The organism is Alicyclobacillus acidocaldarius subsp. acidocaldarius Tc-4-1 (genome assembly GCF_000219875.1).
Lineage (GTDB): Bacteria > Bacillota > Bacilli > Alicyclobacillales > Alicyclobacillaceae > Alicyclobacillus > Alicyclobacillus acidocaldarius_A.
Genome location: NC_017167.1, coordinates 647863 through 667501, shown reverse-complemented (window position 1 = coordinate 667501; position 19639 = coordinate 647863). Strand labels below are relative to the sequence as shown.

Here is a 19639-nt window from a genome sequence, read left to right as displayed (position 1 = left end):
CACATGGGCGGGCCGGTGGCATCGCTACCCTCGCCGCATGGTCACCACGCACTCCACGTGCGACGTCTGTGGGAACATGTCAAACGGCTGCATGTCCGTCACATAGAACCCGCGCGCGGAAAGGAGGCGAAGATCGCGCTCCAGTGTGGCCGGATTGCAGGAGACGTAGACCAGCCGCTCAACGTTCGCCTCGGCGGCCGCCTCAATCGCGGCCCTGTCCACGCCCTTTCGCGGTGGATCGAACACCAGCACATCGGCTCGGTTGCCCGCTTCCACGAAGCGCGGCAGCCAGCGCTCGACGCGATCGACGACAAACTCCGCGTTCCGCACCTGGTTCAGCTTCGCGTTGGCGCGCGCGTCCTGGATGGCGTCCTCCACCTCTTCGACGCCCAACGCCCTGGCCGCGTGGCTCGCCAGAAGCAGGGTCATGGCGCCAATGCCGCAGTAGGCGTCAATCACGACGTCGGTCTCCCGGATCTCGGCAGCGCGCACCACGTGTTGGTACATGCGCTCCGCCATGTCGGCCTGGACCTGCAGGAACGACCGCGGCGACCACCGCACGCGCAGCCCGCAGAGGTTCTCCTCAAGGTGGTCCTCTCCCTTCATGACGTGAACGGTCGGTCCCCACACGGGCCCATGCGCGCGGGGCTGGACGGTCACCGCCACCTGCGCGACCTGCGGAGCGTGGAAGCGGCCGACGGATCGCTTGACAGACGGATCGTCCGTGGCCAGCGCGAACACCACCGCCATGTCGCCCGTCGCGTCCGACTGCCGCACAATGACGTGGTGGACAAACTGCGCCGTCGACCCGAGCGACGTGAGAAACCAGCGAGCGCGGCGGAGGACGTCGTCCATCGCCTCGGGAACGAGGAGGCACGTCTCCGTCACGGCCATGTCGTGGGAGCCGGGCTCGAAGAAGCCCATCTCCACGCGCTGCGCGGCCTCGTTCCAGTGCACGGGCATCTGGACCTGATTCCGGTAGCGGTAAGGGGTGCACGAGGTCTCGATGGGCCGAACCAGACCAGTATCGAGCCCCAGTCGCTCGGCCATCCGCCGAATCCGGGCCTCCTTCCACCCCGCCTGCGCCGCATACCCCATGTGTTGCACCTGACAGCCGCCGCACCGCGTAAACACCGGGCACCTTGGCTCCACGCGATCCGGCGCGTCGTTCATCCGATCCAACAGTCGAGCGCGCGCAAATCGCTTCTCTACCTGCTCAATTCGCACGCGCGCGCGTTCGCCGGGTAACAAAAACGGGATGAACACCGTCATCCCGCGAATCTGGGCGACCCCGTCGCCGTCGTCGTTTTGGCGGATGGCCTCGACCTCGTATTCCTCGCCCGCCGCGACGGGCGGCGATTGGGTGTTCGCCATGGAAGCATCCCTCCGTCAGAGGCTCTTGATCTTCTCAATCAGCATCTCGTTCACCAGCGTCGGGTTGGCCTTGCCGCGCGTCGCCTTCATGACCTGGCCGACGAGCGCCGCCAGCGCGCGCTCCTTGCCGCCCTTGTAGTCCGCCACCGATTTCGGATTGTTCGCCACGACCTCGTCAATGATGGGCTGCAACTGGGCCGGATCGCTCACCTGCTCGAAGCCCTTCTCCTTGATGATCTCCGCCGCGCTCTTGCCGGTCTCCCACATCAGCTTGAACACCTCGCGCGCCTGCTTCGACGAGATCTTGCCGCTCGCGATCTCGCCGATGAGCCCCGCCAGATGCTCAGGCGGAATGGGGCAATCCGCAAACGTCTTGCCCTCGGCGTTCAACGCGCCGGAGACGTCGCTCATCACCCAGTTCGAAGCCTGTTTCGCGTCGGCGCCGGCCGCGATCACGGCCTCGTAGTACGCGGCCATCTTCGGATCGGAGGTGAGCACGCCCGCGTCGTACCGGGGCAGGCCCAGTTCCTCTACATACCGGCGGCGCTTGGCCGACGGCAACTCAGGCAGTGAGGCCCGGATCCGCTCGAGCCACGCGTCGTCGATGTCGAGATCGACCAAGTCCGGCTCGGGGAAGTAGCGGTAGTCGTGCGCCTCCTCCTTGGTGCGCATCGACACCGTCGTCTGAGTCGCCTCGTCAAAGCGGCGCGTTTCCTGGATGACGGGCTCGCCGCTCTCGTACCGCTCGCGCTGCCGTTCGACCTCGTACTCGAGCGCGCGCTGCACGAACCGGAACGAGTTCATGTTTTTCAACTCGACCTTGTTGCCAAACGCCGTCTGCCCCACGGGACGGAGGGAGATGTTGGCGTCGCAGCGCAGCGACCCCTCCTCCATCTTGCAGTCAGACACGTCGCAGTACTCCATGATGCTCTTGAGCGCCTCGAGGTACAACCGCGCCTCTTCCGGCGAGCGGATGTCCGGCTCCGACACAATCTCGATGAGCGGCACGCCCGTGCGGTTGTAGTCGACGAGCGTGTGCGATCCATCCGAGGCGTGCATCGACTTGCCCGCGTCCTCTTCAAGATGCAGGCGCGTGATGCCAATGCGCTTCGTCTCGCCGTTCACCTCGATCTCGATGTACCCGTGTTCGCCGATGGGCTTGTCGTACTGCGAGATCTGATACCCCTTTGGAAGATCCGGGTAAAAGTAGTTTTTCCGGTCGAACTTCGACTTCTGGTTGATCTTGCAGTGGAGCGCGAGCGCCGCCTTGACCGCAAGCTCCAGCGCCCGCTCGTTCAACACCGGCAGGGTGCCGGGATGGCCGAGGCAGACCGGGCACACGTTCGTGTTGGGCTCCGACTTGCTGTCGTTGCGGCAGCCGCAGAAGATCTTGGTGTCCGTCTTCAGCTCGACGTGCACCTCGAGGCCGATGATCGTCTCGTAGTTCATTCTGCCACCCCCAGCACCGGTTTCGGCCACGCGAAGTCGCGCACCTGCTCGTACGCGTGCGCCACGCGCAAAATGGTCGCCTCATCGAATGGCCGGCCAATGAGCTGCAGCCCCACGGGCAGCCCGTCCACAAATCCGCACGGCACGCTCGCACCCGGCAGGCCCGCGAGATTGGCCGGAATGGTGTAGATGTCGTTCAGGTACATCTGCAGCGGGTTGTCCAGCTTCTCGCCGAGCTTAAACGCCGTCGTCGGCGCCGTCGGCATGGCGATCACGTCGCACGCCTCAAACGCCCGTTCGTAGTCCTGGCGGATGAGCGTCCTCATCTGCTGCGCCCGCTTGTAGTACGCGTCGTAATATCCGGAGGACAGGGCATAGGTGCCGATGATGATCCGGCGCTTGACCTCCATGCCGAAGCCCTCGCTGCGCGACCGCTCATACATCTCAATGAGGCTCGACGCTTCCGCGCGCCGCCCGTACCGCACGCCGTCGTAGCGAGCGAGGTTCGACGACGCCTCCGCCGGCGCGATGAGATAGTACGTCGCCACCGCGTACTCCATGTGCGGCAGCTCAATCTCCACCACTTCAGCGCCCTCCGCCTCGAGCTGTTGAATGGCGCGATGGACCGCCGCCTTCACGCCCGGCTCAAGCCCCTCTTCCGGCAGGTGGCGCACGATACCCACGCGCACGCCCTTGACGCCCCTGTCGATCCCGTCCGCGAAATTGGGCACCGGCTGGCGGCTTGAGGTGGAATCCAGCGGATCGTGGCCGCAGATGGCGTTCAGCACGAGCGCCGCGTCCTCCGCCGTCCGCGTGAACGGGCCGATCTGATCGAGCGATGACGCAAACGCGATAAGCCCGTACCGGGACACCCGTCCGTACGTGGGCTTCATGCCGAAGCAGCCGGTGAACGCCGCCGGTTGGCGAATGGATCCACCCGTGTCCGAACCCAGTGCGAACGGCACCAGTCCGGCCGCCACCGCCGCCGCCGACCCGCCGCTGGATCCGCCGGGCACGCGGTCCTCGCCGTACGGGTTCGCGGTCTTCTGGAACGCGGACGTCTCCGTGGACGATCCCATCGCGAACTCGTCCATGTTCGTCTTGCCCACCATCACGGCCGCGGCCTGCTGCAGCTTGTCAATCACGGTGGCGTTGTAAGGCGGTATGTAATTCTCGAGGATGCGGGACGCGGCCGTGGTCCGCACGCCCCGCGTGACGATGTTGTCCTTGGCCGCGTACGGAACGCCGCGAAGCGGTGCATGCTGATACATCTTGGCGCGATCGATCCGGTCCGCCGCCGCGAGCGCCTGCTCCTCATCCACGAGGAGGAACGCCTTCAGACGGCCGTCAATCTCGCGAATCGCGCGGAGCGACTGCTCCACCCAGTCGCGCGCCTTGGTCTCCCCTGCCGCGATGGACCGGAGGATCTCCTTCACCGTCGGAGTACTCATGCGCCGCCCCCTCCTTCCAAAACCGCCGGAACGCGCACCATGCCCTGATCCTGATCCGGCGCATTGCGGAGCGCTTCCACTCTCGACAGGCTTTCGCGGGGCACGTCCGGGCGCACCACATTCACCTCATGGAACGGGTGACTTGTCGGCTCCACGCCGTCCAACGAGACGCTCTGCAGTTTTGCGGCGTACTCGAGAATGTCGTTTAACTGGGGAACGAGTTGCGAGAGTTCCTGAGGATGAAGCCACAGCCGCGCAAGTTTGGCGACGTGACTCACCGTCTCATCGGTGATCTTCAATGAGCATCCTCCTTCTCCAGGGTGCCATTGGATGGTCATGAGGTTTGTCAGACGAAGTTCCTCTCGGGATTATAGCACAGGCCGGCCATGGATGCCGATTTTCCCCTGAGAGGCGCAGATGCGCCCGGTTCAGTCATGTCCCTCCTCGGGATCTCATAGACATAGAGCGAATGAAGGACCACATTGCAGGGAGGGGCCTATGACCTTGACCATGCATGACCTGCTCGTCACCCTCGCCGTCGTCATCCCGGCGTCCTTCATCGCCGGCCGGTATTCCAACCGCATCGCATTCTTTCACGCGCGCACGGAGCAAAAGCTCTCAGTACAGGAATTCCTTCGCTCGCGCAACTGACGCGCGCATCGCCGCGATTCGTCAGAAGGGGCCACCTCGCGAAGGCCATCGCGAGGTGGCCCTTTGTTCCCTCCTGTGTCCTCATGTGGACGATGTCTCATGCGTTTTCGGCGTTCAGCATGGTGAGAATGGGATCATTCGGAGCCTCGTCGTGGATGGCCGTGATGGAGACGCCCAGCACCTCCGGCAGATAGGACGGATCGTACATCGGGTTATTTTCGAGTTCTTCCCACGCATTTTCGAAGGTGTACAGGCCGTTTTGAATCTGAATTTCCATCTCGGCATCGAGCAACTTCTGGCCGTCCACGTTCCCGAACCGCTGTGGCAACAGCGAAACGTACATCGTCCCGGGTGTGGCCGGAATCTTGCTCTTCTTCGTCCCGACCGACGGCAGGTCGGCCTGCACTTGTCCAGAAGGCGTCACGGTCACATGGTGCGTTCCCGGCTCAGCCTTGAATCCGTGGCCGACGGCCTGGTTGGGCGGTTGCACGAAAATTTCGCCGTGATAAGACGGAGAAATGCTGATTTCGAGCGACGCGCCCGCGCTGGCCACGCTGGCGGACTGCTTGAGGGCTTTGGTGAATTGGGCGTTGAACGCTGACACCGTCTCGCCATAGGTGTCGAAAAACGCTTGGTTGGGATTCTCTGATTCCAGATGGCGAACCAGCGTCTGAATGGACGACTTGCCGTAGTGCGCGATGAGATAGCATACCGCTAGCCAGTCCTGCAACTCGTAATCATAGGTCTCCTGGCCGGACAGGATGGCGGCCTCGCTGCCCGTCAGAGGGACCAGTTGATTCGATTGGACAACCTGCAGAATGTCCTCGGCGTCCTGCTTCTCATCGCTCGCGAAATCGACGGGATTCTCGATGGCTTTTTGACCGTTCATCCCCATGTAGACCGCCATGCCTTCATTCATCCAACTGGGAATGTTCGAAATGTGCTGGTTGATGTCCACGTGCGTGAGCTCATGGGTCAACACGTTAGCCAAGTCCACGTCCGTAGGATTTTGGAACAACGGAATGACGACCGTGCTGCCGAGCGTGAAACCATTGGAGTCCTCGGAAAGACTGGACGCGTCCCCGGCCGACACGCCGAGCTGGCGGAGTTCCGCTTGGTAGTCCGACGCGTTTTTCACGAGGACAATGGTCGCCGTGTGGTTCATGCGAACGCCGAGAAAGTCGCGAATGCGCTGAATGGAATTCACACGATTGAGAAGATTTTGAATGTGCGTGACCTCGGACGAAGGAATGCCGGAGCCAAAGGTCACGATTTTCACCGGCGGTCCGAAGAAAAACGGAAGAGAGAAGTGAACGCCGGGTACGTCGGAGGGCGCGGACGCTGTCGCCTCCTTCACCGCTTTGCTGCCATCGGCAACCGAAGCCGCCTGCCGATGCATGTCCAGGGCTCCGCTTGCCCCATCCCCCATTGCGCCCATGGTCCCGAGTGCCACGAGACTTGCGGCCAAAAATCCGCCCATCCACCGACTCCGCATGTCCGAATCACCCTGTCGAATTCACGATGTATCAACCTATGTAAGCGATTGACAACCAAATCTACCTTCGCTCCTATGATTGTGGCAACGGAAAAGCTGAATCGTCAATATGCAATTTTGCAAGACACGCCAGATAGGGGAGAATGTCCGCCGTGTGTAGGTAGAGTATACCGCCACTTGGTTACAGCAAGATGACAGGAGTGATAAGAATTGATTTATCATTCATATACAAAACATGTATTTCCCTTATCGCCTACCTCGAGGCATGATCATGGTGCCGGGGCAATCGCAAAACACGTTTGGCACAGGCGTGCACACCGGGGCGAGCTCACCGATGTCCGCGGCGGCCCCCATCGGTGAATCGCCTTCGCACGCGGGCGGTTGTCCACGGCGAGGCAGGCGCCTCCATCGCGTGGCCACCGAAGCGGCGGGAGAACGAGTGGCCAAAGCGCGGCGAAGGGCAGCATGTCGGGGACGAACACCGCAACCCATCCTCAATTTCGGGCTGGCAACACGCCAGCCCGCTTTTTTGCTCGTCGAGTGAGCGTGAAGTCCTGCCTGATCTACGAGGCTCAGCGAAGTCCCGCCTCGTCCACGAGGCGCAGAAACGCCGCCTCGTCCCAGATTTCGAGCTTTGCGTCCGGATGAGTCCGCAAGATCTCCTGGGCTTTGGCGAGCTTCGATCCGGCTTTCTCCCCCGCGATGAGCACGTCTGTCTTTGCGCTGACACTCGAGGCGACCTTGCCCCCCATCCGCTCAATCCACTCCGTCGCCTGTTTTCGATCCGCCGCGTGAAGCACGCCGGTCAATACCACGGTCTTTCCGGCGAGCGGGCCGTCCGACACCTTCTGCGGGCCGAGATAGACCATGTTCACACCCAGATCTTTCAATTCCCCAATCAACTGGCGCACGCGGGGCGTATCGAAGTACTGGCGGATGCTCTGCGCGACTTTGGGGCCGATGTCGGGGACCGCCATCAACTCCTCCTCAGTTGCGGACATGAGCGTATCCATGGTCCCGAAGTGCTCCGCCAACGTCTTGGCCGCTTTCTCGCCCACGTGCCGGATGCCGAGTCCAAACAAGAGGCGCTCGAGCGAGTTTCGCTTGCTCTCCTGGATATTGTGCAACAGCTTATCGGCGAGCTTGTCGCCCATCCGATCGAGCTGAATGAGATCCGACTTTCGAAGGCGATACAAATCTGCGTGCGTCCGTACCAGCCCGCGCTCCAAAAGCACCGTGATCCACTGCTCACCGAGGCCCTCGATGTTCATCGCGTCGCGCGAACAGAAGTGGATGAGCCCCTCGCGCAGGAGAGCCGGGCAGTCGGGGTTGATGCAGCGCCACGCCACCTCGCCGTCGAGCCGCACGAGCCTGGATCCGCACTGCGGACACGTCTCCGGCATGCGAAATTCGGGCAGCGGCTCGGTGCGCCGCTCGGGCAGCGACCGAATGACCTCGGGAATGATGTCCCCTGCCTTCTGCACCACAATGACGTCGCCCACGCGGATGTCCTTCTCGCGCACCAAGTCCTCGTTGTGCAGCGACGCCCTCGAGACCGTGGTGCCCGCGAGCTGGACGGGATCGAACACAGCGGTCGGCGTCACCACGCCCGTGCGGCCGACGTTTAACTCGATGGCGCGAAGCGTGGTCTCCGCCTGCTCCGCCGCGTATTTGTACGCAATGGCCCAGCGCGGGCTCTTGGCGGTGGCGCCGAGGCGCGCCTGCAGTGCGAGAGAATCCACCTTCACCACCATGCCGTCCGTCGCGTACGGCAGCTCGTGGCGCTTGTCCGCCCACGCCTCGATGTACGCGATCACGTCCTCGATGTTCGCGCACACGTGCCGCTCGCGGTGCGCGGGCAGGCCGAGGCGGGCCACGTAATCCAGCGCCTGGCTGTGCGTCTCACACCCGTGCGCCTCGGCGCGCACCAACTGGTACACAATCACGCCGAGCCTCCGGCTCGCGGCCACGGCCGGATCGAGCTGGCGGAGCGATCCGGCGGCCGCGTTGCGCGGGTTGGCGAAAAGCGGCTCGCCCTGCTGCTCGCGGAGTTCGTTGAGCCGCATGAACTCGCGCTTTGGCATGTACGCCTCGCCTCGCACCTCGAGCGACACAGGTTCCGAAAGTTCCAGCGGCACATTGCGAATGGTGCGAATGTTGGCCGTGATGTCCTCTCCCACCTCGCCGTCGCCGCGCGTTGCCCCAAGCACGAGCCGGCCCTCCTGGTAGCGCAGTGCCACGGCCAGGCCGTCAATCTTGAGCTCGCACACGTAGCGGACGTCGTCGCCCACCGCCTGTCGCACGCGGCGATCCCAATCGAGCAGATCCTCCGTCGAATACGCGTTTGCGAGCGACAGCATGGGCACCTCGTGCACGACCTTGGCGAATCCCTCGAGGGCCGGGGCACCCACCCGCTGCGTAGGCGAGGCCGGATCGACGAGCTCCGGGTATTTGCGCTCAAGCTCGATGAGATCGCGCATCAGCGCGTCCCACTCCGCGTCGGAGATCTCCGGGTTGTCCTCCAGGTAGTATTTTCGGTTGTGGTATTCAATCTGTTCCCGGAGCACCTTGGCGCGCGCACGCGCTTCTTCCAAGGACAAGGCCGATTTGGCGTCCACGACACGCATCACACTCCTCATCACGGACTGCATGGGATGCTTGCATCCGATTAGGGATCCACCTTGTGAATCGGCGCGAACTTGGCGAAAAGCCGCTTCTCGCCGATGGGATCGTCAAAACGCACCACGAGTTCCAGCGACTCGCCCTCGCCCGATTTGGCGACGATCACGCCGCGCCCCCACTTGCGGTGCTCGACGAGATCGCCAGGCTCGTACGGCACGGACAAATCCGCGCCAAACGATCTCGGCACGCTCATCCGCGGCCCGGACGCCGCATCGGCCACCACGTGCACGGGCGCACGCATCCCAGCGCGCGCATCGCGCCAACCGCGCCCGAACATCGTTTCCTCCTCGCCCACGCGCTCGATGTCCGACGCCGGCATCTCGGACAGAAAACGCGAAGGCGTGAACGAGCGCCGCTCGCCGAACAGCATGCGGGATCGGCACGTGGTCAGGTACAAGCGCTCCATCGCTCGCGTAATGCCGACGTAACAGAGCCTGCGCTCCTCCTCGAGCTCCTCGCCCCCGTCGAGCGCTCGCCGGTGCGGAAACACGCCCTCTTCGAGGCCGACGAGGAACACCACCGGAAATTCGAGTCCCTTCGCGGCGTGAAGCGTCATCATGGACACCTCGTCCACGTCCTCGCGGCGTCCCGGCCGCCCACCAGGGAGATCCGCGTCCGACACGAGCGCGACGTGCGTGAGGAACTGTTCCAGCGCGCCCATCTCGCCGTCCGACACGCCCTCTTCGTCAAATTCGCGCGTCAGAGACAGGAACTCGTCGAGGTTTTCCAGGCGGTTCTCGGCTTCCATGCTGCGCTCCGCGCGAAGGGCCTCGCGATATCCCGACCGCTCCAACAGCTCGTCCGTGAGATCCGTCAGTGGCAGGAAAGCGCGCTGGAGTTGCAGCGTCTGAATCAGCTCCACGAACGACTGAAGCGCGGACGCCGCCTTCTTCGAAATGCCCGCTTCGGGAGCGTGGAGCGCCGCCTCAAAAAGAGACGTTCCGCGCTGCCGCGCGTACTCGGCCAGCTTCTCGAGCGTCGTATCGCCAATTCCGCGCTTCGGCACGTTGACCACGCGGAGGAACGACACATCGTCGTTCGGATTGGCGACGAGGCGCAGATAGGCGATCACGTCCTTCACCTCGCGCCGCTCGTAGAAGCGAAGACCGCCGTAGATGCGGTACGGAATCCCGCGCTGCAGAAACGCTTCCTCGAGGACGCGCGACTGCGCGTTGGTACGGTACAGGATAGCCACGTCCCGGTACCGCCGCCCATCGGCCACCATGCGCGCAATTTCGTCCGCCACCCAATCGGCCTCCACGCGCTCGTCCGGCGCGACGAACAGCTTCGCCCGCTCACCTTCGCCCCGATCCGTCCACAGGTTCTTCTCAAGCCGCAGCTGATTGTGCTGGATGACCTGGTTCGCGATGCGGAGGATGCGCCCGGTGGAGCGGTAGTTTTGCTCGAGCCGGATGACGCGCGCATCCGGGTAATCCCTCTGGAACTCGAGGATGTTGCGGATGTCGGCTCCCCGCCAGCCGTAGATGGACTGGTCCGAATCGCCGACGACACACAGGTTGCGGCGCCGCTCTGCGAGCAGCTTGACCAGGACGTATTGGGCGTGGTTGGTATCCTGGTACTCATCGACATGGATATGGCTGAACCGGTGCTGATAATACGCGAGGACATCCGGCACCTTGCGGAAGAGCTCGACCGTCTTTACGAGGAGGTCGTCGAAATCGAGCGCCTGATTTTCGCGCAGCCGCCTCTCGTACGCCAGGTACACGTCGCCCACCATCTTGTCGTACGGCGATCCGGCGAGATCGAGCGCCTTCTCGGCCGAACGCAGCTCATTCTTGTGCTGGCTGATGACGGAAAGCACGGCTCGCGGCTCGAACTTCCGCACGTCGATGTTCATCTCCTGCATCAGGCGGCGGACGAGAGAGACCTGATCCGCGGCGTCGAGCACGGTGAACGCCGAGGTGTACCCCAGGTGATGGATGTCGCGCCGCAGAATGCGCGCGCACATGGCGTGAAAGGTCGACGTCCAGATGTCGGAGGCGACAGGCCCCACTAGGCGCTCAATCCGCTCTTCCATCTCCCGCGCCGCCTTGTTCGTGAACGTGATGGCGAGAATGGCCCACGGCGGCACGCGGCGCTCGGCAATGAGGTACGCAATTCGCCGCGTGAGCACACTCGTCTTGCCGCTACCCGCGCCGGCGATGACGAGCACCGGCCCGTCGGTCGCCGTAACCGCCTCGCGCTGCTTTTCGTTGAGCCCCTTCAGAATGTCGCTCGCTCCCGCCGTGGCCACCATCCATCACCCTTTGCACGCACCGTTGTGTTATTGATCAGTATAGCAGGTCTGTCCAACGAACGCGATCACGTGTTCGCATCGAAGAGCGGCGCCGAGGAGTGATGAACCCATGGAGCTTTCCCGGACTCACCACACCATTCAAGTGATTCGCCCGCAGCGAGAGGCGGATCGACAGTGGCTCCTCGACTTATGGAACCGCGAATGGGGCGGCGAAACGATGGTCTCGCGCGGCAGGGTGTACCGACTGGAAGATGTCGAAGCCGTCATCGCGGTGAAGGGCGGCGCCTACGTCGGTGCCGCCACGTTCGTGGTCCTGGACGAAGAATGTGAACTGCTGAGCCTGAACAGCCTGGTGGAAGGCATCGGCGTGGGGACGCGCTTGTTGCAGGCGGTGGAAGATAGGGCGAAATGGGTCGGCGTCCCGCGCGTGACGCTCATCACATCGAACGACAATCTGAAAGCGATGCGATTCTACCAGCGGCGTGGCTACCGGTTTCACGCCGTGCACGTGGGTGCCATCGACGAGGCGCGGAAGCGAAAGCCGTCGATTCCGCGCCTCGGCCTCGATGGCATTCCGCTGCACGACGAGATTGAGATGCGGAAAGTTTGGTAGGCGCCTGGCGTCACCGGGCTTGCAGGCTTCGCCACTCTTCCGCGAGGATGCTGTACACGGCGTGATCGACGTAGTGGTCGTACAGCCACTCGGCTTGTCGTTTGCAGCCTTCGTACTGGAAGCCAAGCCGTTCCGCGACGGCCCGGCTCTTGTAGTTGCCTGTCGCGGCGCGGATCTCCACGCGATTCAGGCCGTATTCACGAAACAGGATGTCGATCACGGCCTTGCAAGCCCGGGTCATGATTCCTTTGCCCTGATATCGCTCGCCCAGCCAATAGCCGAGGCTCGTCGATCGATTGGCCCAATCGATGTAGTGCAACCCCAGCACACCGGCGATCTCGCCTCGGTACCATAGGCCAATCTCGGCGCCGTTCTGAGCCGCATATCGTTGGAGACCAGACTGAATAAACGCTCGCGTGTCCGCCGAACTCTGATTGTCGTCCAAAACGGCAGCCACTCGCGCAGGTAGGCGCGCGACTCATCCAGCAGTCGGAACAAGGCGTCGGCATCTCTGGGTTCCAACAGCCGAAGCCTCAAATCATCGTCAATCGTCTGGTAAAACATCGTCCCCTCCCATGACAATCAGGCGTATCTGCATTCCATTCTGAACGGAGAGGAAAAATTCCTCCCACAAGGAGAGAAGTACCTTTATGACTCGCGAAATGCCAAGCCTGTTTATCGCCCACGGTTCCCCGATGGTGGCGATCGAGGACAGTGTCTACGGACGTTACCTGGATCAGTTGTCGCGCGATCTCCCTGTCCCGCGCTCCATCGTCGTGTTCAGCGCCCACTGGACCGAAGGAGTTCAGACCATCTCGGCATCGCCTCAACCCGACACGATCCACGACTTCTACGGTTTCCCAGAGACGCTGTACCAGATCCGATATCCAGCCCCAGGAGACCCTGCGCTGGCCGTTCGAATCCAAGAACTTCTCGTGAGCGCCGGGATCGAAGCGCGCCTGGACCTAGCCCGCGGCTTCGACCACGGCGTCTGGACGATTCTGTCTCGCATCTTCCCGGATGCGTCCATCCCCGTCGTCTCGATGTCCGTCGATCCGGCGCTTCGCCCGGAACATCAGTTCCAAATTGGCCGGGCGCTCGCACCCCTGCGACAAGAGAGCGTTTTGATCATTGGAAGCGGTGCGACGGTGCACAACCTGCGTATGCTTCAATGGAACCGGGAGGACGGCCAGCCGGAAGCCTGGGCGGAGGCGTTCGAGCGCTGGCTCGAATCGCGCATCTCCGAAGGGGACGTCGATGCGCTGTTTGCCTACCGCGAAGAGGCGCCGTATGCGGAGTGGGCCGCGCCGTCGTGGGGCGTGGAGCACTTGATCCCGCTATTTTACGCGATGGGTGCTGGTGAAGAGCGGCCACAAGGGAGGCTTTTGCATCGCGATTGGCAATACGGCTCACTCGCCAACAGCGTATATGCATTTGGAGAGCTTGTCTGATGGAAAGCATCTCAGGCATCCCTTTTCCACAAAAAGGCCTTGACGAGGAAGGTGCCCTCTGCTATATTTATCGCTGTCCGCTTTGAGGCGTCAAGGCGACGGAATGTAGCTCAGGTGGTAGAGCGCACGGTTCGGGACCGTGAGGTCGCAGGTTCGAGTCCTGTCATTCCGACCACTCAAGATCGAAAATCCGCGCATTGTTGCGCGGATTTTTTCGTATTCGCGTGCGATAGGCCCCTGGCTTGGCCGCGCTGTCGCGTACCGCCCCCTTGCCTCATCCGCGTCTCCAAAGCCGCAGGATTCCCTCGCGCCATCACGAATGTTTTCAATGATAAACATTTTTCATGCATAAGGGAGGTCTTCTTCTTGCGCCTGGAAGATCGCGTCGCTGTCATCACAGGTGCGGCATCCGGCATGGGCCGCGCGATGGCCATTCGTTTTGCTCAGGAGGGTGCACGCGTGCTCGCGGTCGACATCGCCGCCGAGGGCTGAGAACTGCTCATTGAATGATGGACAATCATGTACATTTGATGTATTTCATTTCTATGAAAATCAGTGATTGGGCAAGAAAGAATGGAATCACGTACAAGACCGCCTGGCGTTGGGGTAAAAGAAGGCCGGATGCCCGTGCCTTTTGAGCAAACTCCTTCGGGCACCATCCTTGTTCACGAACCCGAGTCTTCCACGGAGAATGCCGTGGCCTTGTATGCCCGCGTGTCAAGCGCCGATCAAAAAGCCGATTTGGATCGCCAAATCGCACGACTCATGGAATTTGCAACGGAACAGAGGCTTGTCGTGGTCAAGGCGGTCACGGAAATCGGCTCGGGGCTCAACGGACATCGACCGAAGCTCATGAAACTACTGTCCAATCCAGATGCGCATACGATTGTGGTGGAGCATCGGGATCGGCTCATGCGGTTCGGGTTTGAATACGTCGAGGCGGCTTTGGCGGCTCAAGGCCGACGAATCCTCGTCGTGGAGCCAGGCGAGGTCAAGGACGACTTGGTGCAAGACATGATCGAAGTCCTCACGTCGTTTTGCGCGCGGTTGTACGGGCGACGTTCCGCTCGTCACCGCGCCAAGCGCGCTTTGGAGGTTTTCAAACGTGAAGATTCATCGGGCGTATCGGTATGAGTTGGCGCCGAATCGGATGCAACGGAGCCTGCTTGCCAAGCACGCAGGTGCGGCCCGATTTGCGTACAATTGGGGGCTTGCCAGACGCATCGCGCTCTATGAAGAGACGGGGCAAAGCACGAACGCCATCGAACAGCATCGGGAACTCAACCGCCTGAAGAAAACCGACTTCCCGTGGATGTACGAGGTCTCCAAATGCGCCCCGCAGGAAGCGCTGCGGGACTTGGATCGCGCGTTTCAACACTTTTTTCGCGGGTTGAAGGAGGGACGCAGGGTCGGATTCCCTCGCTTCAAGAAAAAAGGGCGCGACGATTCATTTCGCCTGACGGGTTCGATTCGCGTCTTGGACAACGCCATACAACTGCCTCGGCTCGGGCGGATTCGGCTGAAAGAAAAACCGCATGTCGAAGGCCGAATCCTGTCGGCGACGGTCAAGCGGGAGGCGGACCGATGGTATGTGAGTTTGTCGGCAGAAACGGAGATTCCGGACCCTGTTCCACCTTCGGGCGAGCCGGTGGATGTGGATCTGGGGGTCTCGTGGTTTTTGACGTTGTCTGACGGGACGAAAATCGAGGCGCCAAAGCCGCTCGCCCGATACCTTCGCCGCTTAAGGCGGTTATCGAAGCGGCATAGCCGAAAGAAACCAGGCTCGCGAAATCGGCGGAAGTCGGCGCTGGCGCTTGCTCGGCTGCACCGGAAGATCCGCAACATACGTCAGGACTTTTTGCACAAAGTGACGACGGAGCTCGCGAAAACCAAGCGAGCAATCGCCATGGAAGACCTGCATGTGCGAGGCATGGTGCAGAATCGAGCGTTGGCGCGAGCCATTTCGGACGTGGGTTTTGGCGAGTTTCGGCGAATGTTGACGTACAAGTGTACGTGGTACGGCTCGGAACTCATCGTGGCACCACGGTTTTACGCGAGCAGCAAGACGTGCTCGGCGTGCGGGTACGTGATAAGCGAGCTGCCATTGTCGGCACGGGAGTGGACGTGCCCGGCGTGCAGCACGCGGCATGACCGCGACATCAACGCAGCGAAAAATCTTTTGAGAATCAGTACCGCGAGTTCCGCGGGAAGTGACGCCTGTGGAGATCCCTCTGACGGGGCGGCCTTCGGCTGCTAGTCACGGGTCGTAGAAGCAGGAAGCGAGAAGTGGACATTTGTCCATGAATCGCAGAACGGTCTGGCATCCGTCGCCGACGAAATCCGCAGCGCGGGCGGCCGCGTCGAGACCTGCGTCGCCAACGTGGCTTCCGCGGACGATGTCGATGGCATGATTCAACGCGCGGTCGATGTGTTCGGCGGGATCGACATCCTCGTCAACAACGCGGGGATCATGGACGGCATGAAAGCAGCTCACGAGGTCACGGACGAGTTGTGGGAGCGCGTGTTTGCGGTCAATGTCACGGGGCCGATGCGCGCCCTTCGCAGGGCGCTGCCCCTCATGATGGACAAAGGGCGCGGCGCGATTGTCAACATCGCATCGGTGGGAGGCCTGTTTGGTTCCCGCGCGGGCGCGGCGTACACGGCCTCCAAACACGCCGTCGTGGGTCTGACCAAGAACGTCGCCTACCAGTACGCGCGCTTCGGCATTCGCTGCAACGCCATCGCGCCCGGCGGCGTGGAGACGAACATCATGGGCTCGAGCCCGAATGTCGATCCGTCGTCCATTGGGGTGCAGGCAGCCATGGCGGGAATGGGCATCAACCCGCGCACGGGCAAGCCCGAGGAGATCGCGAACGTGGCCCTGTTTCTCGCGTCGGATGAGGCGAGCTTCGTGAACGGGGCCGTCGTGATCGCCGACGCGGGCTGGACGGCGTACTGACATCGGTCGGGGCGCCTCACCAGCGCCCCTCGGTTCACGCCTCCACCTGGATGTTATGCGCGAGCGTCTCGTACGGCGAACGCAACACCAGCCCGCTCAAGGGGACGTAGTCGAGCACGAGCGGCTCTTCTTCGCCCAACAGCTTTTGGGTTTCCTCGTCCACGCGCACGTCGTAGCCGAGCGACACGGCGAGCGGCGGCGCGCCGTCGGCGATCATGTGGATGTCGATCTGGCACGCACAGCTCACGTGCGCCTCGATGTCGGCCTTCAGGCGAAGGCGGCTGCCTTCCGGCACGCCCATGGCCACCAGCCGCTCCTTTGCCGCATCTGTCACTTTCACTTCCACGCGCATCTCCCCCTATCCGCGGTCGCGAGCGCCATACGGCCTCGCCACGGGCAGCGTCACGGTGAACACGGCGCCCTCACCTGGCTCGCTCTCGCACTCGATCCCGCCGCCGTGCGCCTCCACAATTGCCTTGCAGATGGCGAGCCCGAGCCCTGCGCCGCCTTTCGCGCGCGATCGCGCCTCGTCCACGCGATAGAATCGCTCAAACACGTATGGCTGATGCGCCTTGGGAATGCCGACGCCGTTGTCCGCCACCGCGAGCTTGGCCTCGCACCCGTCCGTCCACACGGAGATGGCAATTTCGCCGCCCTCTTCAGGCGTGTGCTGCACGGCATTCTGCACGAGGTTGAACAAGACCTGCTTCAAAGCGTCCGGATCCGCGAAGACGGCCGGATCGCCCTCGATGCGATACGTCAGCTCGCGAGACCCACACAGCCCGCGCCACAGCGCGTCGAGCGACATGACGAGGGTCCCGAGCCGCACACATTCGCGCTTCTCGCCTGCCCACGACGCGCGCACGTCCTCGGCGCGGGCAAGCCTGAGCATTTGTTCCACAAGCCCGGTCAACCGCCTGGCCTCCGCGTGCATCTGCTGAAGCGCTTCCCGCCACTCCTCTTCCGTAAAGTCCCCGCCCTTCTGCAGCACCTCGAGGTAGCCGCTCAGTGCCGTGAGCGGCGTGCGCAGCTCGTGCGAGGCGTCCGCGACAAACTGCCGCATGCGCTCCTTCGCGTCCCGCTCCGCCCAAAACGCGCGCGCCAAACGATCCAGCATGCCGTTGAACGACGCGGCGAGCGACCGCACCTCCGCCTGCATGCCCGGGCGCACCTCGAAACGCTCGTCGAGGTTGCCGGCGTCAATGCGCTGCGCGTGCTCCACCACGCGGTGAAGCGGGACGAGCGCCCTGCGGATGAGCGCCCGGTACGCGGCGAGCGCGGTCACCAGCACCGCGAACGCCACTACGCCGTAGAGCAGCATCTGCCGCGCGACTAGCGCGTCAATCTCGTTCGTCGGCACGCTCACCTGCGCCAGGCCGAGCGGGCGATCCGGCGGCCCGATGAGGGCCGTCACGACGAGATCGCGCCCGTGGCTCGTCGAGGCGAGCTGATACGCGGACGCCGGCACGCCGAAGTTGAGCATGGCCTCGTACGTCTCGCGCGACAGGACCGGCAGCCCATGCGGCGCGTAGATGGGGTGCACCTGACCGGACGGATCCACGTACGCGAGGCTGCCGCGCGCCGCGAGAAACGGCAGGGGCCCGAGGCGAAACGGCGGCCCGGAAGGCTCAGCGCCACTGGATCCGTTGGCCAGCCAGATCCACGCCTGCGCCGGGACGTCCATGAGCTCCTGATGGAGCGACCTCGCCGTCTCCGCGAGGAGGAACTGGCGAAGAAAGAGCGCCTGCAGGGCGCCGACGAGCGCAATGGCGGCGATCATCACGGCGTAGGTGACGAGCGAAAGGTGAAGCGCGAGCGTCGCCGAGCGGAGCCGTACGTACGCCCGGGAAACGGCCGCCAGCAGGTGGCGGGCGAAAGCGCGCACACCTCCAGCGGCCCGCCTCGCGGTGACGGCGGCAACATGCGCGAACCGGACAACCGCGCTCATGGCAGATCCACCCGGTAGCCCTGGCCGCGAAGGGTGCGAATGAGCGTCCGATCCCGGTCGCCCAGCTTCTCGCGCAGCGCACTGATATAGACCTCGACGATGTTGTCCTGGCCGTTGAAATCGTAGCCCCAGACGTGATCGAGGATCTGCGCCTTGCTCAGCACGAGCCCGTGATTCTGCAGAAGATAGCGCAAAAGCTCGTATTCGGTCGACGACAACTTCAGGGTTTCGCCGCGGAACGAGATCTCCTTGCGGGCGTCGTCGATCACAAACGGACCGATCTCCTGCTGCTTGAGCAGGCTCGGAAACTGGTTGCGAACGCGAGCGTGAATGCGCGCGAGGAGCTCCTCAAAACTGAATGGCTTGACGACGTAGTCATCGGCGCCGCCGAGAAGCCCTTTGACGCGATCGTCGATGGCATCGCGCGCAGTGAGCAGGATGACGGCGACGTTGCCCATGCCCTTCAGCATCCGGCACACCTCGAAGCCGTCCGGGCCGGGCATCATCACATCCAGAATGCAGACGTGCGGCATGGACTCGCGCGCCTTGGCGATGGCCTCCACGCCGTCGCGAGCGGTCTGCACCCAATACCCTTCTCGCCGCAGGCCAAACTCCAAGAATTTGACGATGCTCGGCTCGTCATCGACGACCAACACGCGAACCTTAGACGGATCGTACAGAGTCACTCGATTGTCCCCTGGCATGGCGCCAAACCCACCATTTCGATCCGACAAAATTGAGACTCCAAGTTCCGAGGGTGACCACCGCCTTCGCCGCGACGAGGGACCATCCCTCGCGCGACAAGAGCCCGATGCTCACGGCGGAGGCCGCGAGCGACACGCCGTTCACCGCCGCGAAGCGGGCGACTTCCCCCCAGCGAAACGCGCCGGCCTGAAACGTCACGGCGCGGTTCCAGGCGAAGCTGTTCACCATTCCACAGGCATAGGATACCACCTGAGCCACGGCCGAGGCGACGTGGCACAGCGCCGCAAGCCCAAAAAGACGCCGGTGTCGACGGCCGTGTTGAGCACGCCCACTGCGGCGAACACCAGGACTTGCCGGCTCAGGCGCGGGCTCTCACGCATTCGCCCCATCAGGTCACGCTCCTCATCGATTGCAGCGTACACCCTGTCGCTGAACGCCGCCTGAGCCAAGTCTTAACCGACGCTGAACGAAGACTGGCGATTTGGCCCCCTGGTAATTCCGAACGAACACTGACACATGCCTGCGCGCGCCAAGCCGCGCCCGAGGTGAAGATGCACGTCCTAGTCGGGCATGCTACAATACGCGCAGAATGGCGAGGTGAGGC

The 19639-nt window shown here is 62.9% G+C and carries 17 protein-coding genes, 1 tRNA gene and 3 pseudogenes; 8 read left to right on the top strand and 13 right to left on the bottom strand.

Annotation, left to right across the window (positions count from 1 at the left end; genetic code table 11):
- Positions 1-24: 24 nt before the first annotated feature.
- The 4 genes from rlmD to gatC are packed head-to-tail and all read right to left on the bottom strand — an operon-like array spanning position 25 to position 4573.
- Positions 25-1374, bottom strand: coding sequence for a 23S rRNA (uracil(1939)-C(5))-methyltransferase RlmD (gene rlmD / locus TC41_RS03065; RefSeq protein WP_014463520.1), 1350 nt, complete (start codon positions 1372-1374; stop codon positions 25-27).
- 15 nt (positions 1375-1389) lie between these two features.
- Positions 1390-2823: an Asp-tRNA(Asn)/Glu-tRNA(Gln) amidotransferase subunit GatB gene (gatB, locus tag TC41_RS03060; RefSeq protein WP_014463519.1), complete on the bottom strand. Its 1434-nt coding sequence runs from the start codon at positions 2821-2823 to the stop codon at positions 1390-1392.
- Entirely contained in the window at positions 2820-4274 is a 1455-nt protein-coding gene (gene gatA, locus TC41_RS03055; protein ID WP_041694960.1) for an Asp-tRNA(Asn)/Glu-tRNA(Gln) amidotransferase subunit GatA, read from the bottom strand. The genes gatB and gatA overlap by 4 nt, the downstream gene beginning before the upstream one ends.
- The gene (gene gatC, locus TC41_RS03050) at positions 4271-4573 is read right to left on the bottom strand and encodes an Asp-tRNA(Asn)/Glu-tRNA(Gln) amidotransferase subunit GatC (protein WP_014463517.1); all 303 of its coding nucleotides are present in this window, start codon (positions 4571-4573) and stop codon (positions 4271-4273) included. Before gatC ends, gatA begins: the two co-directional genes overlap by 4 nt.
- A 205-nt stretch (positions 4574-4778) precedes the next feature.
- Between gatC and TC41_RS16475 the strand changes: the two genes are divergently transcribed.
- On the top strand, positions 4779-4925 hold the full coding sequence (locus tag TC41_RS16475; protein WP_162470211.1) for a hypothetical protein: 147 nt from the start codon (positions 4779-4781) through the stop codon (positions 4923-4925).
- Between the two features lie 97 nt (positions 4926-5022).
- On the opposite strand, the gene TC41_RS03045 is transcribed toward TC41_RS16475, so the two are convergent.
- The 3 genes from TC41_RS03045 to pcrA all read right to left on the bottom strand — a co-directional run bounded on the left by TC41_RS03045 (position 5023) and on the right by pcrA (position 11359).
- Positions 5023-6420 (bottom strand): hypothetical protein, encoded by a 1398-nt coding sequence (locus TC41_RS03045; RefSeq protein ID WP_237700014.1) that lies wholly within the window; start codon positions 6418-6420, stop codon positions 5023-5025.
- Between the two features lie 572 nt (positions 6421-6992).
- A complete protein-coding gene (gene ligA, locus TC41_RS03040) occupies positions 6993-9047 on the bottom strand; it encodes an NAD-dependent DNA ligase LigA (protein WP_014463514.1) in 2055 nt (684 codons plus the stop codon).
- Positions 9048-9088: 41 nt separating this feature from the next.
- Positions 9089-11359: a DNA helicase PcrA gene (pcrA, locus tag TC41_RS03035; RefSeq protein WP_014463513.1), complete on the bottom strand. Its 2271-nt coding sequence runs from the start codon at positions 11357-11359 to the stop codon at positions 9089-9091.
- Positions 11360-11468: 109 nt separating this feature from the next.
- Here pcrA and TC41_RS03030 point away from each other — a divergent pair, with 109 nt between their 5' ends.
- On the top strand, positions 11469-11972 hold the full coding sequence (locus tag TC41_RS03030; RefSeq protein ID WP_049784314.1) for a GNAT family N-acetyltransferase: 504 nt from the start codon (positions 11469-11471) through the stop codon (positions 11970-11972).
- Positions 11973-11982: 10 nt separating this feature from the next.
- Here TC41_RS03030 and TC41_RS03025 read toward each other — a convergent pair.
- Positions 11983-12536: pseudogene (locus TC41_RS03025) on the bottom strand (GNAT family N-acetyltransferase).
- An 86-nt stretch (positions 12537-12622) separates the two neighbouring features.
- Between TC41_RS03025 and TC41_RS03020 the strand changes: the two are divergent.
- The 6 genes and pseudogenes from TC41_RS03020 to TC41_RS03000 form a co-directional block, all read left to right on the top strand.
- Entirely contained in the window at positions 12623-13423 is an 801-nt protein-coding gene (locus TC41_RS03020) for a dioxygenase family protein (RefSeq protein ID WP_081462231.1), read from the top strand.
- A 99-nt stretch (positions 13424-13522) separates the two neighbouring features.
- Positions 13523-13598: transfer RNA gene (locus tag TC41_RS03015), tRNA-Pro, on the top strand.
- Positions 13599-13789: 191 nt separating this feature from the next.
- Positions 13790-13915 (top strand): SDR family NAD(P)-dependent oxidoreductase, encoded by a 126-nt coding sequence (locus TC41_RS15610; protein WP_014463509.1) that lies wholly within the window; start codon positions 13790-13792, stop codon positions 13913-13915.
- Between the two features lie 53 nt (positions 13916-13968).
- Positions 13969-14557 (top strand): annotated as a pseudogene (locus TC41_RS03010) (IS607 family transposase).
- Positions 14529-15680 carry an RNA-guided endonuclease InsQ/TnpB family protein gene (locus TC41_RS03005; RefSeq protein WP_014463507.1) on the top strand — a complete coding sequence of 384 codons (1152 nt, stop codon included), beginning with the start codon at positions 14529-14531 and terminating at the stop codon, positions 15678-15680. Before TC41_RS03010 ends, TC41_RS03005 begins: the two are co-directional and overlap by 29 nt.
- A gap of 57 nt (positions 15681-15737) precedes the next feature.
- Positions 15738-16382 (top strand): annotated as a pseudogene (locus TC41_RS03000) (SDR family oxidoreductase); the annotation flags it as partial.
- 34 nt (positions 16383-16416) lie between these two features.
- Here TC41_RS03000 and TC41_RS02995 read toward each other — a convergent pair.
- From TC41_RS02995 to TC41_RS16395, 5 genes are read right to left on the bottom strand one after another with little or no spacing between them, the layout of a single operon-like run.
- Positions 16417-16734, bottom strand: a complete 318-nt coding sequence (locus TC41_RS02995; RefSeq protein ID WP_014463505.1) for an iron-sulfur cluster biosynthesis family protein — start codon at positions 16732-16734, stop codon at positions 16417-16419.
- 6 nt (positions 16735-16740) lie between these two features.
- Entirely contained in the window at positions 16741-18330 is a 1590-nt protein-coding gene (locus TC41_RS02990; protein WP_014463504.1) for a sensor histidine kinase, read from the bottom strand.
- Positions 18327-19034, bottom strand: coding sequence for a response regulator transcription factor (locus TC41_RS02985; protein WP_049784402.1), 708 nt, complete (start codon positions 19032-19034; stop codon positions 18327-18329). The genes TC41_RS02990 and TC41_RS02985 overlap by 4 nt, the downstream gene beginning before the upstream one ends.
- Positions 18994-19293 carry a GtrA family protein gene (locus TC41_RS15605; protein WP_158306713.1) on the bottom strand — a complete coding sequence of 100 codons (300 nt, stop codon included), beginning with the start codon at positions 19291-19293 and terminating at the stop codon, positions 18994-18996. Before TC41_RS15605 ends, TC41_RS02985 begins: the two co-directional genes overlap by 41 nt.
- Positions 19257-19424 carry a hypothetical protein gene (locus TC41_RS16395; protein WP_158306712.1) on the bottom strand — a complete coding sequence of 56 codons (168 nt, stop codon included), beginning with the start codon at positions 19422-19424 and terminating at the stop codon, positions 19257-19259. The genes TC41_RS15605 and TC41_RS16395 overlap by 37 nt, the downstream gene beginning before the upstream one ends.
- Between the last annotated feature and the right edge of the window lie 215 nt (positions 19425-19639).

What these genes read in the sequence shown, in the direction of transcription:
- gatA (WP_041694960.1), bottom strand. Translation starts at nt 4,274, where the DNA reads ATGAGTACTCCGACGGTGAAGGAGATCCTCCGGTCCATCGCGGCAGGG.
- ligA (WP_014463514.1), bottom strand. Translation starts at nt 9,047, where the DNA reads ATGCGTGTCGTGGACGCCAAATCGGCCTTGTCCTTGGAAGAAGCGCGT.
- TC41_RS02985 (WP_049784402.1), bottom strand. Translation starts at nt 19,034, where the DNA reads ATGCCAGGGGACAATCGAGTGACTCTGTACGATCCGTCTAAGGTTCGC.
- TC41_RS03030 (WP_049784314.1), top strand. Translation starts at nt 11,469, where the DNA reads ATGGAGCTTTCCCGGACTCACCACACCATTCAAGTGATTCGCCCGCAG.
- gatB (WP_014463519.1), bottom strand. Translation starts at nt 2,823, where the DNA reads ATGAACTACGAGACGATCATCGGCCTCGAGGTGCACGTCGAGCTGAAG.
- TC41_RS16395 (WP_158306712.1), bottom strand. Translation starts at nt 19,424, where the DNA reads ATGGGGCGAATGCGTGAGAGCCCGCGCCTGAGCCGGCAAGTCCTGGTG.
- rlmD (WP_014463520.1), bottom strand. Translation starts at nt 1,374, where the DNA reads ATGGCGAACACCCAATCGCCGCCCGTCGCGGCGGGCGAGGAATACGAG.
- TC41_RS03020 (WP_081462231.1), top strand. Translation starts at nt 12,623, where the DNA reads ATGACTCGCGAAATGCCAAGCCTGTTTATCGCCCACGGTTCCCCGATG.
- TC41_RS02990 (WP_014463504.1), bottom strand. Translation starts at nt 18,330, where the DNA reads ATGAGCGCGGTTGTCCGGTTCGCGCATGTTGCCGCCGTCACCGCGAGG.
- pcrA (WP_014463513.1), bottom strand. Translation starts at nt 11,359, where the DNA reads ATGGTGGCCACGGCGGGAGCGAGCGACATTCTGAAGGGGCTCAACGAA.
- TC41_RS02995 (WP_014463505.1), bottom strand. Translation starts at nt 16,734, where the DNA reads ATGCGCGTGGAAGTGAAAGTGACAGATGCGGCAAAGGAGCGGCTGGTG.
- TC41_RS03045 (WP_237700014.1), bottom strand. Translation starts at nt 6,420, where the DNA reads ATGCGGAGTCGGTGGATGGGCGGATTTTTGGCCGCAAGTCTCGTGGCA.